This window comes from Bradyrhizobium denitrificans, assembly GCF_013179005.1.
GTDB classification, from domain to species: Bacteria; Pseudomonadota; Alphaproteobacteria; order Rhizobiales; family Xanthobacteraceae; genus Bradyrhizobium; species Bradyrhizobium denitrificans.
Window position 1 is genome coordinate 231,809 of the sequence record NZ_JABFDP010000004.1, and the last position, 13,209, is coordinate 245,017.

General features: G+C 64.9%; 12 protein-coding genes. 8 read left to right on the forward strand and 4 right to left on the reverse strand.

Going from position 1 to position 13,209, the window contains the following annotated elements:
* Nucleotides 1-5: 5 nt before the first annotated feature.
* Nucleotides 6-779 (forward strand): ABC transporter ATP-binding protein, encoded by a 774-nt coding sequence (locus HL671_RS05815; RefSeq protein ID WP_172235861.1) that lies wholly within the window; start codon nucleotides 6-8, stop codon nucleotides 777-779.
* Nucleotides 772-1,602: an ABC transporter permease gene (locus tag HL671_RS05820; RefSeq protein WP_172235862.1), complete on the forward strand. Its 831-nt coding sequence runs from the start codon at nucleotides 772-774 to the stop codon at nucleotides 1,600-1,602. The genes HL671_RS05815 and HL671_RS05820 overlap by 8 nt, the downstream gene beginning before the upstream one ends.
* Before the next feature lie 5 nt (nucleotides 1,603-1,607).
* Here HL671_RS05820 and gtdA read toward each other — a convergent pair whose 3' ends face one another.
* The gene (gtdA, locus tag HL671_RS05825; protein ID WP_172235863.1) at nucleotides 1,608-2,645 is read right to left on the reverse strand and encodes a gentisate 1,2-dioxygenase; all 1,038 of its coding nucleotides are present in this window, start codon (nucleotides 2,643-2,645) and stop codon (nucleotides 1,608-1,610) included.
* A 102-nt stretch (nucleotides 2,646-2,747) separates the two neighbouring features.
* On the opposite strand from gtdA, the gene maiA reads away from it, so the two are divergent.
* Nucleotides 2,748-3,380, forward strand: coding sequence for a maleylacetoacetate isomerase (gene maiA, locus HL671_RS05830; RefSeq protein WP_012047243.1), 633 nt, complete (start codon nucleotides 2,748-2,750; stop codon nucleotides 3,378-3,380).
* The gene (locus HL671_RS05835; RefSeq protein WP_012047242.1) at nucleotides 3,370-3,879 is read left to right on the forward strand and encodes a MarR family winged helix-turn-helix transcriptional regulator; all 510 of its coding nucleotides are present in this window, start codon (nucleotides 3,370-3,372) and stop codon (nucleotides 3,877-3,879) included. Before maiA ends, HL671_RS05835 begins: the two co-directional genes overlap by 11 nt.
* Nucleotides 3,880-3,914: 35 nt before the next feature.
* Here the strand turns inward: HL671_RS05835 and HL671_RS05840 are convergent, their stop codons facing one another.
* The 3 genes from HL671_RS05840 to HL671_RS05850 form a co-directional block, all read right to left on the reverse strand.
* Nucleotides 3,915-5,528, reverse strand: coding sequence for a benzoate-CoA ligase family protein (locus HL671_RS05840; RefSeq protein WP_172235864.1), 1,614 nt, complete (start codon nucleotides 5,526-5,528; stop codon nucleotides 3,915-3,917).
* Entirely contained in the window at nucleotides 5,525-6,664 is a 1,140-nt protein-coding gene (locus HL671_RS05845) for an FAD-dependent monooxygenase (protein ID WP_172235865.1), read from the reverse strand. The genes HL671_RS05840 and HL671_RS05845 overlap by 4 nt, the downstream gene beginning before the upstream one ends.
* Before the next feature lie 113 nt (nucleotides 6,665-6,777).
* Nucleotides 6,778-7,731, reverse strand: a complete 954-nt coding sequence (locus HL671_RS05850; RefSeq protein ID WP_172235866.1) for an ATP-grasp domain-containing protein — start codon at nucleotides 7,729-7,731, stop codon at nucleotides 6,778-6,780.
* 286 nt (nucleotides 7,732-8,017) lie between these two features.
* On the opposite strand from HL671_RS05850, the gene HL671_RS05855 reads away from it, so the two are divergent.
* The 4 genes from HL671_RS05855 to HL671_RS05870 all read left to right on the forward strand — a co-directional run bounded on the left by HL671_RS05855 (nucleotide 8,018) and on the right by HL671_RS05870 (nucleotide 13,168).
* Nucleotides 8,018-8,791 carry a ferredoxin--NADP reductase gene (locus HL671_RS05855; RefSeq protein ID WP_041751105.1) on the forward strand — a complete coding sequence of 258 codons (774 nt, stop codon included), beginning with the start codon at nucleotides 8,018-8,020 and terminating at the stop codon, nucleotides 8,789-8,791.
* Between the two features lie 207 nt (nucleotides 8,792-8,998).
* Nucleotides 8,999-10,564, forward strand: a complete 1,566-nt coding sequence (locus HL671_RS05860; RefSeq protein ID WP_172235867.1) for an acyl-CoA synthetase — start codon at nucleotides 8,999-9,001, stop codon at nucleotides 10,562-10,564.
* A 216-nt stretch (nucleotides 10,565-10,780) separates the two neighbouring features.
* The gene (locus tag HL671_RS05865; protein WP_172235868.1) at nucleotides 10,781-12,406 is read left to right on the forward strand and encodes an FMN-binding glutamate synthase family protein; all 1,626 of its coding nucleotides are present in this window, start codon (nucleotides 10,781-10,783) and stop codon (nucleotides 12,404-12,406) included.
* Between the two features lie 81 nt (nucleotides 12,407-12,487).
* Nucleotides 12,488-13,168 (forward strand): RNA polymerase sigma factor, encoded by a 681-nt coding sequence (locus HL671_RS05870; protein ID WP_012047235.1) that lies wholly within the window; start codon nucleotides 12,488-12,490, stop codon nucleotides 13,166-13,168.
* The last annotated feature ends 41 nt before the right edge of the window (nucleotides 13,169-13,209 follow it).

The window sequence follows — 13,209 nt, forward strand, 5'->3', positions numbered from 1 at the left end:
CTGACATGGATCTGATCGCGCAGGGCATCAGCCATCGGTTCGATCGGCTCGAGGTGCTCGATGACGTATCGTTCACGGTTGCGGCCGGCGAGGTGGTTGCGATCGTCGGTCCGTCCGGCTGCGGCAAGAGCACGCTGCTGTCGATCCTCGGCGGGCTGCTCCAGCCGAGCGCGGGACAGGCGCTGCTGCGCGGCGCCCCGCCGCCGGGCTGCCTCAATCCTCTGACCTTCGTGTTCCAGGATTTCGCCCTGCTGCCCTGGGCGAGCGTCGCCGAGAACGTCGCCTTCCCGCTCCTGCATACGTCGCTGTCGGTGGCGCAACGCACCGCTGTCGTCGACGATGTCCTGCAGCGGACCGGACTGAGCGACTTTCGCGCCGTCTATCCCAAGCAATTGTCTGGCGGCATGCGGCAGCGCGTCGGCCTTGCCCGCGCATTGGCGGTCCGTCCGGCGATCCTCCTGATGGATGAGCCGTTGTCCGCGCTGGATTCGCAGACCCGCGAGCTGCTGATGGAGGATTTTGTCGACCTGCTGGCCGACGGTACGCTGGGCGCGGTCTATGTCACGCATAATCTCGAGGAGGCGGTGCGGCTCGCCGATCGCATCGTCGTGCTGTCGCGCCGTCCTGGCCGCATCCGCAAGATCGTCAATGTCGCATCACCCCGTCACAGCCGCGGTGATGCCGCGACGCGGGCGCAACTCCTGGAGCTGCAGAACGAGCTATGGGTGCTGATCCGGGACGAGGCGATCGATGCCGAGCGCGAGGTTCAGCATGCTTGAGCGGACCTCGAAGGATCCGACCGAGACGGCCGGCGTGCAGCCGGCGCGACACGTGCCGTTCCGCGGCGCTGGCTTCACGCCGGCCGCGAGCCGCTGGGCCGGTTGGCTTGGGCTCGCCGCGGTGCTCGTTGTCTGGCAGTTGGTCGGTGGTCTTGCACTGGTCAATCCGTTGTTCCTGCCGACCCCGGCGATGATCATGCGCGCATTGTATCGGCTGGCGGCGAGCGGTGCGCTGTGGCAGCACGTCTCGGCGTCGTTCGTGCGCATCGTCGCCGGCTGGGCGCTCGGCACGGCCTCAGGCATCGCCGTTGGCTTCGCCATCGGCCTGTGGCGGATCGCACGCAGCATCGGCATCACCTTCGTCTCGGCGCTGTTTCCGATCCCAAAAATCGCCGTGCTGCCGCTGCTGATCCTCTGGCTCGGCATCGGCGAGCAGCCGAAGATCGCGACCATCGCGCTGGGCGTGTTCTTCTCGACCACGATCTCGGTCTATAGCGGTGTCGATGCCGTGCCGCGCAACCTGATCCGGATGGCGCAGAGCTTCGACGTGCCGTTTCCCACGATCGTGCGCAAGGTGATCTGGCCCGGTGCGCTGCCGTCCATCCTGGCGGGATTCCGCATCACTGCGTCGGTTGCACTGATGCTGGTGGTCTCGGCGGAGATGATCGGCGCCGAGACGGGCATCGGCACGTTCGTGCTGCAGGCCGGCAACCTGATGCAGACCGATCAGCTGATGGCCGGCATCCTGGTGCTCTCATTGTTTGGCCTTGCCGTCGGCCGGCTGATCAGCCTGCTCGAGGCGCGGCTCCTGCACTGGCGCTGAGCGCGTCAGGCGTTGCCGCGGTCCTCCCGGAACAGATCGAGCTTCTCCTGCACCGGCCGGTCGGAGAACGAGAACAGCACCGCATCCTCGTCAGCCTCATGGCTGACCCATTGCCAGCTCGGGACGACGAACAGATCGCGCGGACCCCATTCAAACGTGTGGTCGCCGATGCGGCTGCGGCCCTTGCCCTCGATCGCGGTGAACACGGTCGCATCCGTCGACCGATAGCGCGCCGTCTTGTATCCCTTCGGGAGCAGCTGAATGAAGGTGCCGATCGTCGGCATGGCGAAGTCGCCGGTCTCCGGGTTGGAGAATTTCAGCTTCAATCCGTGGCACGCATCCCACTCCTCGCGCCGCTTCGCGCTCTCCAGCGCCTCGCGCGTATAGGCGTAGGGATAGTTGAAGATCGGCGAGGTCCTGGATCGGCGCTTGGCGTCGACCGGCAGCAGATTGTGGCCGTAGCGTGCGAAGCTGTCACCGGCCGGCCGCGCGACCTTCTGTTGATCCTCCGCCGACCCTTGCGCAAACGAGGCGTCGAGGAACTGCACCAGCGGAATGTCGAGACCGTCGAGCCAGAACATCGGCTCGGAGGTCTCGTTGCCATGATCGTGCCAGGTCATCGATGGCGTGATGACGAAGTCGCCGGGCTGCATCAAGGTGCGCTCGCCGTCGACGGTCGTGAATGCGCCCTGGCCTTCCAGCACGAAACGCAGGGCCGACTGGCTGTGCCGATGCGCGGGCGCGATGTCGCCGGGGATCACCATCTGGATGCCGGCATAGAGCGAGGTGGTGATCTTGGATTGGCCGCGCAGGCCTGGATTTTCCAGGATCAGCACGCGCCGCTCCGCCTCCTTGGCGGTGATCAGCCGCCCGGCTTCGATCATGTAGTCGCGAATGGCCGCGAACTGCCAGAGATGCGGCCGGCATGCGCTTTTCGGCTCCGGCGTGATGAGATCGCTCATCACGGTCCACAGCGCAGTCATGTTCTCGCCGTCGATCTTCTTGTAGAATGCCTCGCGTTCCGGCGTCGAAACTGCGGCCATGCCTGCCTCCCGGGATCAGATGTCGTTCTTGATTGACAGTATACTGCCAATTTGATTACCGTCAAACACAACCAGAGCCATGATATCGGGAGGAATGCCATGATGAAGCTGCACGGCTATTTCCGCAGCAGCGCGTCCTATCGCGTGCGGATCGCGCTGAACCTCAAGGGGCTCACGGTCGCGCATCTGCCGCATCATCTCCGCAAGGGCGAGCAGCGCGCCGCTGCCTATCTCACGCTCAACCCGCAAGGCCTCGTTCCGACGCTCGAGGACGACAGCGGCACCGTGCTGATCCAGTCGCTTGCCATCATCGAATGGCTGGACGAGACGCATCCCTCGCCGCCGCTGCTTCCGCAGGACCCATTGCGCCGGGCGCAGGTCCGCGCCTTCGCGCAGGTGCTGGCGTGCGACACCCATCCTGTTCAGAACCTGAAGGTGCTCGCGCGGTTGCGCGAGCTTGGCCTGCCTGAGGACAAGGTCACGGGATGGGCGGGCTGGGCCAATCGCGAGGGGCTCGCGGCCTGCGAGGCGCTGGTCAAGCATGAACCCGGTCCGTTCTGCTTCGGCGCGACGCCGACGCTGGCCGATCTCTGTCTGGTGCCGCAGCTCGGCAATGCGCGCCGCTTCGGCGTCGATGTCGCGGCCTTCCCGCGTCTGTTGCAGGCCGAAGCTGCAGCGAAGGCCTTGCCCGCTTTCGCAGACGCCGCCCCGGAGCGCCAGCCAGATGCCGAGTAAGCCGTCCGACATCACGATGGACGCGGTCTACACCAAGCCGGGCTATCTGTTCCGGCGGATGCAGCAGATCGCCGTCTCGATCTTCGTCGAGGAATGCCGGGAGTTCGATCTGACACCGGTGCAATATGCGGCGCTGGTCGCGATCCAGAATCACCCGGGCATCGATGCGACCAGGCTGTCGGCCGTGATCGCCTTCGACCGCTCGACCCTCGGCAGCGTCATCGAGCGGCTCGAGGCCAAGGGCCATATCGAGCGCAAGCCGTCGGCCGAGGACAAGCGCGTCAAGCTGCTTTATCTGACCAAGGCCGGCGCGACACAGCTGCGCAACATCCTGCCGTCGGTCGATCGCGCGCAGGCGCGCATGCTGGCGCCGCTGAAGGCCGCAGACCGCAAGACATTGCTGGCCTTGCTGGGGCAACTGGTCGACCTCAACAACGAGGTGTCGCGCGTGCCGCTGCGGGCCGAGGATGCGCTGGAACATCTCGGCAGGACCGGCTGAGCGCAGCGAGGGGCGAAGACCGCCTGCAGTCGCGCTCACAGCCGCATCACCGCCTGACGGTCGATCTTGCCGGTGCCGGTCTTCGGCAGCTCGTCGATGAAGACGATCTCACGCGGATATTTGTAAGGCAGCAGCTTCGCCTTCACATAATCCTGCAACGCTTTCGTCATCGTCGGCTCATCGCGGGCTTCGCCGTTGGTCACCACCACCGCCTTCAGGCTCATGCGCCGGTCCGGCAGCTCATGCGCGAACACGGCGCATTCGCGAATGTCGGGGTGCTCGGCGAGGCAGAGCTCGACCTCCAGCGGATAGACCCATTGTCCGGAGATCTTCACCAGATCATCGGCGCGGCCGCGGAAGAAATGAAAGCCGTCGGCGTCGCGGACGAAGCGGTCTCCGGTGTAGATCCAGCCGCCGTCGCGGATCGTTTCCGCGGTCTTGTCCGGACGGTTCCAATATAGCGGCGTGTTGGAATCGCCGCGGACCCAGAGAATGCCCTCTTCGCCGGTCGCGACCTCGTGCCCCTCGCTGTCGCGCAAGGCGATCTCGTAGCCGGGGACGCGCAGGCCGGCGGCGCCAAGCTTCTTCCGGTCTTCGCGATTGGACAGATAGACGTGCAGCACTTCGGTCGAGCCGAGACCCTCGACGATCTCGAGGCCGGTGAGGGTCCTCCAGCTGTTGAAGACCTCGGCCGAAAGCACCTCGGCCGCGGACACCGCCAATCGCAGCGACGAGAAATCGGTCTCCCGCGCGCCGTCCGCCTTGGTCAGCGCCGTGTACAGCGTCGGCAGCCCGAAAAACACGGTCGGGCGGAAGCGGCCGATGGCGTTGAAGATCGCGGCAGGCTTCGGCTGGCCCGGCAACAGCAGCGTGGTGGCGCCAGCGGAAAACGGAAAGGTGATCGCGTTGCCGAAGCCATAGGCGAAGAAAATTTTCGGCACCGAGAAGCAGATGTCGTCCGGCCTGAGACGCAGCACGTTCCGTGCGAACGCCTGCTCGCTATAGGCCATGTCGTGCTGCAGATGGACAATGCCTTTCGGACGGCCGGTCGAGCCGGACGAATACATCCAGAACGCCATCTCGTTGCGGTGGGTGTCGGCCTCGGCCAGCTCCGTCGCGAAGCCGTGCAGCCATCCATCGGCCGTGAGCGTCGACGGTGCCGACGTGCCTGGCGTCACGCCGTTCACGACGATCAGCGTGTGCAGCGCGGTCTCTGCGCAGGCCTGCGCGTCGAATCGCGCGGCGAAGTCCGCGTCCGCGACTGCGATCTTGGCGCCGGAATCGGCGAGATAGAACTGCAGCAGATCTGGCGGGGTGAGCGTGTTGATGAGCAACGGCACAAAGCCGGCCCGGACCGCGCCGAAGAACGCGGCCGGATAAGCGGGCGTATCGTCGAGGAACAGCAGGACGCGGTCGCCGCGCGCGAGTCCGAGCGATGCGAAGCCGTGCCCCCAGCGGCAGGCGTCCGCGCATAGTTCGGCATAGCTGCGCTGTCCGGCCGGACCGATCAGCGCGGGCTTGTTCGCGTTGCCCCGGGCGAGATTGTCGAACAACACCCGGCTCGCATTGTAACGATCGGGAATCGCGAAGCCGATTTCGCGGGCGCCAGCGCTGTCGCGCGGCACCTCGTCTGCAATCCCGGTCGTCATGCGTGGGCTCCCGCTTTGCGCGACGCCTCGTAGCGCTGCATGAATTGCGGCGCCATGGCCCGCAGCCTCGCGTCATCGATGCGGCCAGAGCGGGTGATGTAGCTGTAGGCGAAGTCCATCAGATCGAGCTTCATGTGGGTTGGAAACGATTCGTACCAGCCGGCACTGGTGCGGGCGGCGGTCACGAGCTTCTTGACGATGGGCTGCCGTTCGGCCTGGTAGCGGGCGAGACCTTCGGGGAGCTTGTCTTCGGCGTCGAGCGCCTTGACCAGCGCGATGGCGTCCTCGATGGCAAGCCGCGTGCCCGAGCCGATCGAGAAATGCGCTGTATGCAGCGCGTCGCCGATCAGCACCATGTTCCGGTGCCACCAATGCTCGTTCCACACCCATGGGAAATTGCGCCATACCGACCTGTTGGAGACCAGCGCGTGACCGTCGAGCACGGGCGCGAACACCTGCTCGCAGACGCGCCGGGACTCGTCGACCGACATCTCGGCAAAGCCATAGGCCTGCCACGTCGTTCGATCGCATTCGACCAGGAACGTGCTCATGTCCGATGCGTAGCGGTAATGATGCGCGTTGAAAGTGCCGCGGTCGGTTGCGACGAAGGTCTGGGACAGTGTCGGAAAGGTCTTCGAGGTCCCGTACCAGGCGAACTTGTTGCTGGAGTAGGACACCGAGAAGCCGAAATCACCTTCGAAGCTGCGGCGTACGAGCGAGTTCAGCCCATCGGCCGCGACGATCAGATCGTAGCCCTGCAACTGGTCGAGTGATTGAATGGGCGTGCCGTAGCGTGCGCTGACGCCGACGCTCTCGGCGCGCGCCTGCAGGAGCTTCAGCAGTTCGAGCCGGCCGATCGCGGAGAAGCCGACGCCGTCGATCTCGACGCTCTCGCCATGCAGAGTGAGCGTGATATTGCGCCAGCTTTCCATTTGCGGCGCGATCGCGTCGACCGTCTCGGGATCGTCTGCGCGCAGGAACTCGAGCGCCTGGTCGGAGAAGACCACGCCGAAGCCCCAGGTCGCGCCGGCCGGGTTCTGCTCGAACAGGTCGACGATTGCGGCGGGATGCCGCTTCTTCCACAGATAGGCGAAATACAGCCCGCCAGGGCCGCCGCCGAGCACGGCGATGCGCAAGGACGTTCTCCCAATTGACAGTATACTGTTTATTTTGGATCGGAGACTAATGCCTCATTCGGATCCAGGCCAGCGAAATCTTATTGCCGGCGAGTGGACCGAAGGGCTGCAATTCAGCGGGGCTGGTGGGTGCCAAAGATCTTGTCGAGCGCCGCGACATACGCCGCCTCGACCAGTTCCGGCGCGTGCTGTCCGAGCGCCTCCATCTTCACCCCGGAATTGATTTCCAGCACCTGCCAGTGCCCGCCGGCCATGACGACGTCGACCGAGGCGTAGCGGATGTCGATGACGCGCGCGGCCTTGCGCGCCAACGCGGAGCAGGTCTCGCGCACCGGGCCGTCTGTCAGCAGCACCGGCTGGGCTCCGAATTCGAGATTATGCCGCCAGCTCAGCAGACTCTGCTCGCCTGGAGGGATGATCGCGTGCAGCGCCGACACGTCGAATTCGTCGGCGAGGCGCCGCAGCAGTTGCGCGTGCTGCTGGGCCGGCGCGATCGCGAGCGCGAGCTCGCGCAGCGAATGAACGCCGTCTCCGGTCACGACCGGCCGCTGCTTGCGATAGACGATCAGCGGCACATCATCGAGCATGATCACGCGAACCTCGTCGGCGATCTCCAGCAGAGGTGCGATGGCCACGCTCGCGCCCGTTTTGAAGATGTGCGTGACGGCGTCCTTGAGTTCAGCGGGAGATGCCGCACGCCTGACCGCACGGCCCGACGTCCCTTCATTGGGCTTCACCACCACCCCATGCGGGTGCGCTTCGAGCAATTCCAGGATGGCGGTCCAGGCCGGCTCGGCGGCGCCGGTGACCGCCGGCGCGAGGAAGAACGCGTGAGGCACCGCGGGAACGCCGGATGCGGTCAGCAGCCCGGCGGTGGCCGCCTTGTCGCAGGCAATTCTGTGCGCCACTGCACTGTTCAGGCCGAGATCATAGCCGAAGATCAGGTGACGCCGGGTGGCATCCTCAAGCGATAGCAACCAGCCGCCGTCGCGGATCTCGAGACGGAGGCCGCGTTTCGCGCAATAGCGCGTGACGGCGGCCAACTGAAGATGCGGATGGTTAATCATTGCTCAAGGATTGGGCCGGAGATGCGGAATTAAAGTGCTGGAAAACCACAATCTCGGCAAGTAAATTACCCATATCGTTTGTGTACGAATGAACGGCCGATCGACGCAATCCGGCACGAGCCGGCATGCGTTTGATCGTGATCAATGGTGCGTCCATGCGGGTTGATTATTCGCTGTTTTCACGTACATCAGGCGCCGAAATCGCTGGATCTATAGGGTTTTTGCGGTCTTGCCTCCGTCACGACTTGTTTCTTCCAACTTCAGCCCACGTGAAAAAACAAACGACATGAGCGCGTTCTATAAAGAGAAAGTTCTTTCCGTTCACCACTGGACGGACACTTTGTTCTCCTTCCGGGCGACCCGTGATGCGGGCTTCCGTTTCCAGAATGGCCAGTTCGCGATGATCGGCCTCGAGGTCGAGGGCCGCCCCTTGCTGCGCGCCTACAGCATGGCGAGCGCCAATCACGAGGAGGAACTCGAGTTCTTCAGCATCAAGGTCCAGGACGGCCCGCTGACCTCCCGGCTGCAGAAAATCAAGGAAGGCGACACCATCCTGGTCGGCCGCAAGGCGACCGGCACGCTGATCCCGGACAATTTGCTGCCCGGCAGCCGGCTGCTGCTGCTGTCGACCGGCACAGGGCTGGCGCCCTTCGTCAGCCTGATCAAGGACCCGGATGTCTACGACCGCTTCGAGAGCATCGTCCTGGTGCATGGCTGCCGTCAGGTCGCCGAGCTGGCCTATGGTGAGAGCGTGGTCGCCAAGCTGCGCGAGGACGAGTTGTTCGGACCGCTGCTCGACGGCAAGCTGCAGTATTATCCGACCGTCACCCGCGAGCCGTTCCGGAACCGCGGCCGGATCACCGACCTGATTTCCTCGCAGCAGCTGTTCAACGATATCGGCCAGCATGAGCTCGATATCGCCAAGGACCGCATCATGATGTGCGGCAGCCCGGCGATGCTGGAAGAGCTCAAGGGCATGTTCGAGTCGCGTGGCTTCCTCGAGGGCAGCGGCAACGAGCCCGGTCATTTCGTGATCGAGAAGGCGTTCGTCGAGCGCTGAGCCGCGAACCGTCCGATCCTGGACGTCGTCAAAGAGCGCCTCGACGCAATCGGGGCGCTCTTTTTGTTGGCAATATCCTCCTTGCACGCGTGGAACTGGCTGTGCGATTTTCACGCGCAGAACCGGACCCTCAGACGTCCGGCGCGAAGGGAGGGGAGTTGGATTGCCCGAACGGCGGCCATCCCCGTGACAGCAAGGGGAACGGCCATGGATTCCATCGTTCGCAGGCAAACGCTCGGTGACCTCCTGCGGCGGGGCGCGGCGCGCACGCCGGGCAAGACCGCCGTCATCTGCGGCGAGACCAGCTGGACCTATGCCGAGTTCAACGCCATCGTTGACCGCCTCGCGGCCGGCCTCGCCGCCCGCGGCGTCGTCAAGGGCGAGCGCGTCGCCATCCTCGCCCGAAATTCGCATGCATTTGCCGCCCTGCGCTTCGCGCTGGCGCGGCTCGGGGCCGTGCTGGTGCCGATCAACTTCATGCTGAAGCCGGAGGAGGTTGCCTACATCCTCAAGCATGCCGGCGCGCGGATGCTGGCCACCGACAGCGGCTTTGCCGGAGTGGCGCGCGACGCCAAGGCGCTGGCGCCGGCCGTGGAGCAGCTCATTTGGCTGCCGTCGGAAGAGCCCAGTGAGCGGCAGACGGATATGATCGATTTCGCCGATCTTGCCTCGTCCAAGGCGCAAGTGCCGGCCGTCGAGATTGCCGGCAGCGACGTCGCGCAGATCGTCTACACCTCCGGCACGGAGTCGCTGCCGAAAGGCGCGATGCTGACCCATGACGCGGTCATCTGGCAGTATGTCAGCTGCGTGGTCGATGCCGGCATCGCCGCCGAGGACGTGACGCTGCATGCACTGCCGCTCTATCACTGCGCGCAGCTCGATGTGTTCTTCGGTCCCTCGATCTATGTCGGCGCCACCAACATCATCACCGCATTCCCGACACCGGACAATCTGCTGCCGCTGATCGCGAAGTACCGCATCACCTCGTTCTTCGCGCCGCCGACCGTGTGGATCTCGATCCTGCGCTCGCCGCTGTTCGAGACCACCGACGTCTCGACCTTGCGCAAAGGCTATTATGGCGCATCGATCATGCCGGTCGAGGTGTTGCGCGAGCTGGCGCAGCGGCTGCCGAAGGTGCGCTTGTGGAATCTGTATGGCCAGACGGAGATCGCCCCGCTGGCGACGATGCTCGGTCCTGAGGACCAGCTGCGTAAGCCCGGCTCTTGCGGCCGCGCCGTACTCAATGTCGAGACCCGGGTCGTCGATGACGACATGAACGACGTCGCGCCAGGCGAGGTCGGCGAGGTCGTGCACCGCTCGCCGCATCTGATGCTCGGTTATTTCCACGACGACGAGCGTACCGCGGCGGCCTTCCAGGGCGGCTGGTTCCACTCCGGCGATCTCGCGACCATCGACGAGGAAGGCTACATCACCATCGTCGACCGCAAGAAGGACATGATCAAGACCGGCGGCGAGAACGTCGCCAGCCGCGAGGTCGAGGAGGCGCTGTATCTGATCCCGGAAGTGTCGGAGGTCGCCGTCGTCGGCCTGCCGCATCCACGCTGGGTCGAGGCCGTGGTTGCGATGGTGGTGGTGAAGTCGGGCTGCGATCTGACGGAAGAGGCGGTGCTGAAGCAGGCATCGGCCAAGCTTGCGACCTTCAAGACGCCGAAGCGGGTCGTGTTCGTTGATGCGCTGCCGAAAAATCCAAGCGGCAAGCTGCTGAAGCGGCAGTTGCGCGAAGCCCATGCCGGGCTGTTCGCCGAGGGGTAAGCGGCTGCCGCCTCAAATCGCCGGCTGCCCTGTCCGCGTCTCGGGAGGCCGGTCCGGCGCGGCGGACCGATACCGCAGCGCCGCAGCGGGTGGCCTGCGGCTGTCGACGTCGTGATCAGAGCGGCGGCCGATCGCGCGTGCTTGTGTAACGAATGTTTCGCGATACGCGTAGTATCGTGATGATCGACCTTTCGCGAGCCGCCCTGAGGCCTCCCCATGGATACGCTGCTGCTTCCGTTCTCACCGCGCTATATCGTGCTGACGATCTGTGCTTCGGCGACGGCGCTGCTGCTCATTCTCGGCGTCTACGACCGCAAGATCCTCGATCTTGTCCTCATTCCCCTGCTGATCTTCGGTGCGCTGACGCTGCTCGGCGTGCGCGATCTCTTGCAGAGCAGTCACGCCGTCCTGCGCAATTATCCGATTTCAGCACATCTGCGTTTCCTGCTCGAAGAGATCCGGCCGGAGATGCGGCAGTATTTCTTCGAGAGCGAGAAGGACGGCATGCCGTTCTCGCGCGACACCCGCGCGGTGGTCTATCAGCGCGCCAAGATGGTGCTCGACAAGCGGCCGTTCGGCACCCAGGAAGACGTCTATCGCGAGGGCTATGAGTGGATGCATCACTCGGTGGCCCCCAAGCCGCGTGCCGAGGAGAAATACCGCATCACCATCGGCGGGCCTGATTGTGCCAAGCCGTATTCGGCCTCCGTCTTCAACATCTCGGCGATGAGCTTCGGCGCCTTGAGCCCGAACGCGGTGCGCGCGCTGAACGGCGGCGCCAAGCGCGGCGGCTTTGCGCATGATACCGGCGAAGGCGGCTTCAGTCCGTATCACGCCGAAATGGGCGGGGACATCATCTGGGAAATCGGCTCCGGCTATTTCGGCTGCCGGCATCGCGACGGCAGCTTCGATCCCGACGCCTTCGCGCGGGTTGCGGCGACCGAGCAGATCAAGATGGTCGAGCTCAAGGTCAGCCAGGGCGCCAAGCCCGGCCATGGCGGCGTGCTGCCGGCGGCGAAGGTGTCGGAGGAAATCTCCAAGATCCGCGGCGTCGCCATGGGCGAGGACTGCATCTCGCCCCCAGCGCATCGCGCCTTCTCGACGCCGATCGGCATGATGCAGTTCATCGGCGAGATGCGGCGGCTGTCGGGCGGCAAGCCGGCCGGCTTCAAGCTGTGCATCGGCCACCCCTGGGAATTCCTCGCGATCTGCAAGGCGATGCTCGAGACCGGCATCTATCCGGATTTCATCGTCGTCGACGGCAATGAGGGCGGTACCGGTGCGGCGCCGCTGGAGTTCATGGACCATCTGGGCATGCCGATGCGCGAGGGCGTCAACTTCGTGCACAATGCGCTGATCGGGCTGAATGTGCGCGACCGCATCAAGATCGGCGCCTCCGGCAAGGTCGCCACCGCGTTCGATATGGCGCGGGCGATGTCGATCGGCGCCGACTGGTGCAATTCCGCCCGCGGCTTCATGTTCGCGCTCGGCTGCATCCAGTCGCTGAGCTGCCACACCGACCGCTGTCCGACCGGCGTCGCGACGCAGGATCCGACGCGGGCCCGCGCGCTGGTCGTGCCGCACAAGGTCGATCGCGTCTACAACTATCATCATGCGACCCTGCATGCGCTGGCCGAACTGCTCGCTGCCGCCGGCCTTGAACATCCGCAGGACCTGCGCCCGATCCATTTCTCGCAGCGGACCTCGACCACGGAGGTCGCCTCGTTTGCCAAGCTCTATCCGTCACTACGCCCAGGCGAACTGCTCGACGGCACCCAGGATGTCCGCTTCCGCGACGCCTGGGCGATGGCGCGTCCGGACACGTTCGCGGCGGTGCAGTGAGGCGCCTCGCGCGATCTTTTTTGGGAACCTCCGGGCTCGAATTCCATCTAAGCCAGGTGTGCTCAGCTGGGATGATCGACAATGCCTTGGACCACCACAGCCTCTGCGGTGCCGAGCGGCGAGGATGACCTGATCCGACGGGCGAGAGCCCGCGACGAGGCCGCCATTCGAGCCATCCTGCAGGCCAACAACCGCCGCCTGTTCCGGATCGCCCGCGGAATTTTGCGCAATGACAGCGAGGCGGAGGATGTCGTGCAGGACACCTATGTCCGTGCGCTCACCCATCTCGGCGAGTTTCGCGGCCAGTCCAGCCTGTCGACGTGGCTGGTTCGGATTGCGATGAACGAGGCGATGGGGCGCCTGCGTGGAGCGCGGCCGGCCTTGCCATTGGACGAGCAGCGAGAGGACAAGTCGGGCGCCGAGGTGATCGAATTCCGCGCAACATCGAGCGATCCGGAGAAGTCCGTGGCGCAGCGCCAGATCCAGGCCGTCGTCGAGCAGGCCATCGATGATTTGTCCGAGCCGTTTCGCCTCGTGTTCATCGCCCGGGTCATCGAGGAGATGAGCATCGACGAGACGGCGGACCTGCTCGGATTGAAGCCCGAGACCGTCAAGACGCGCCTGCATCGTGCCCGCGGTATGCTGCGCGAGAACGTCGAGAAGGAAATCGGCCCCGTCCTTCTGGACGCGTTTCCCTTTGCCGGACAGCGCTGCGAGCGGCTGACGGATGCCGTGCTCCGGCGTCTGGGACTTTCGACCTGAAGATTCTCGGGAACGCCGGCGGAGATTTTTCATCCAATCGC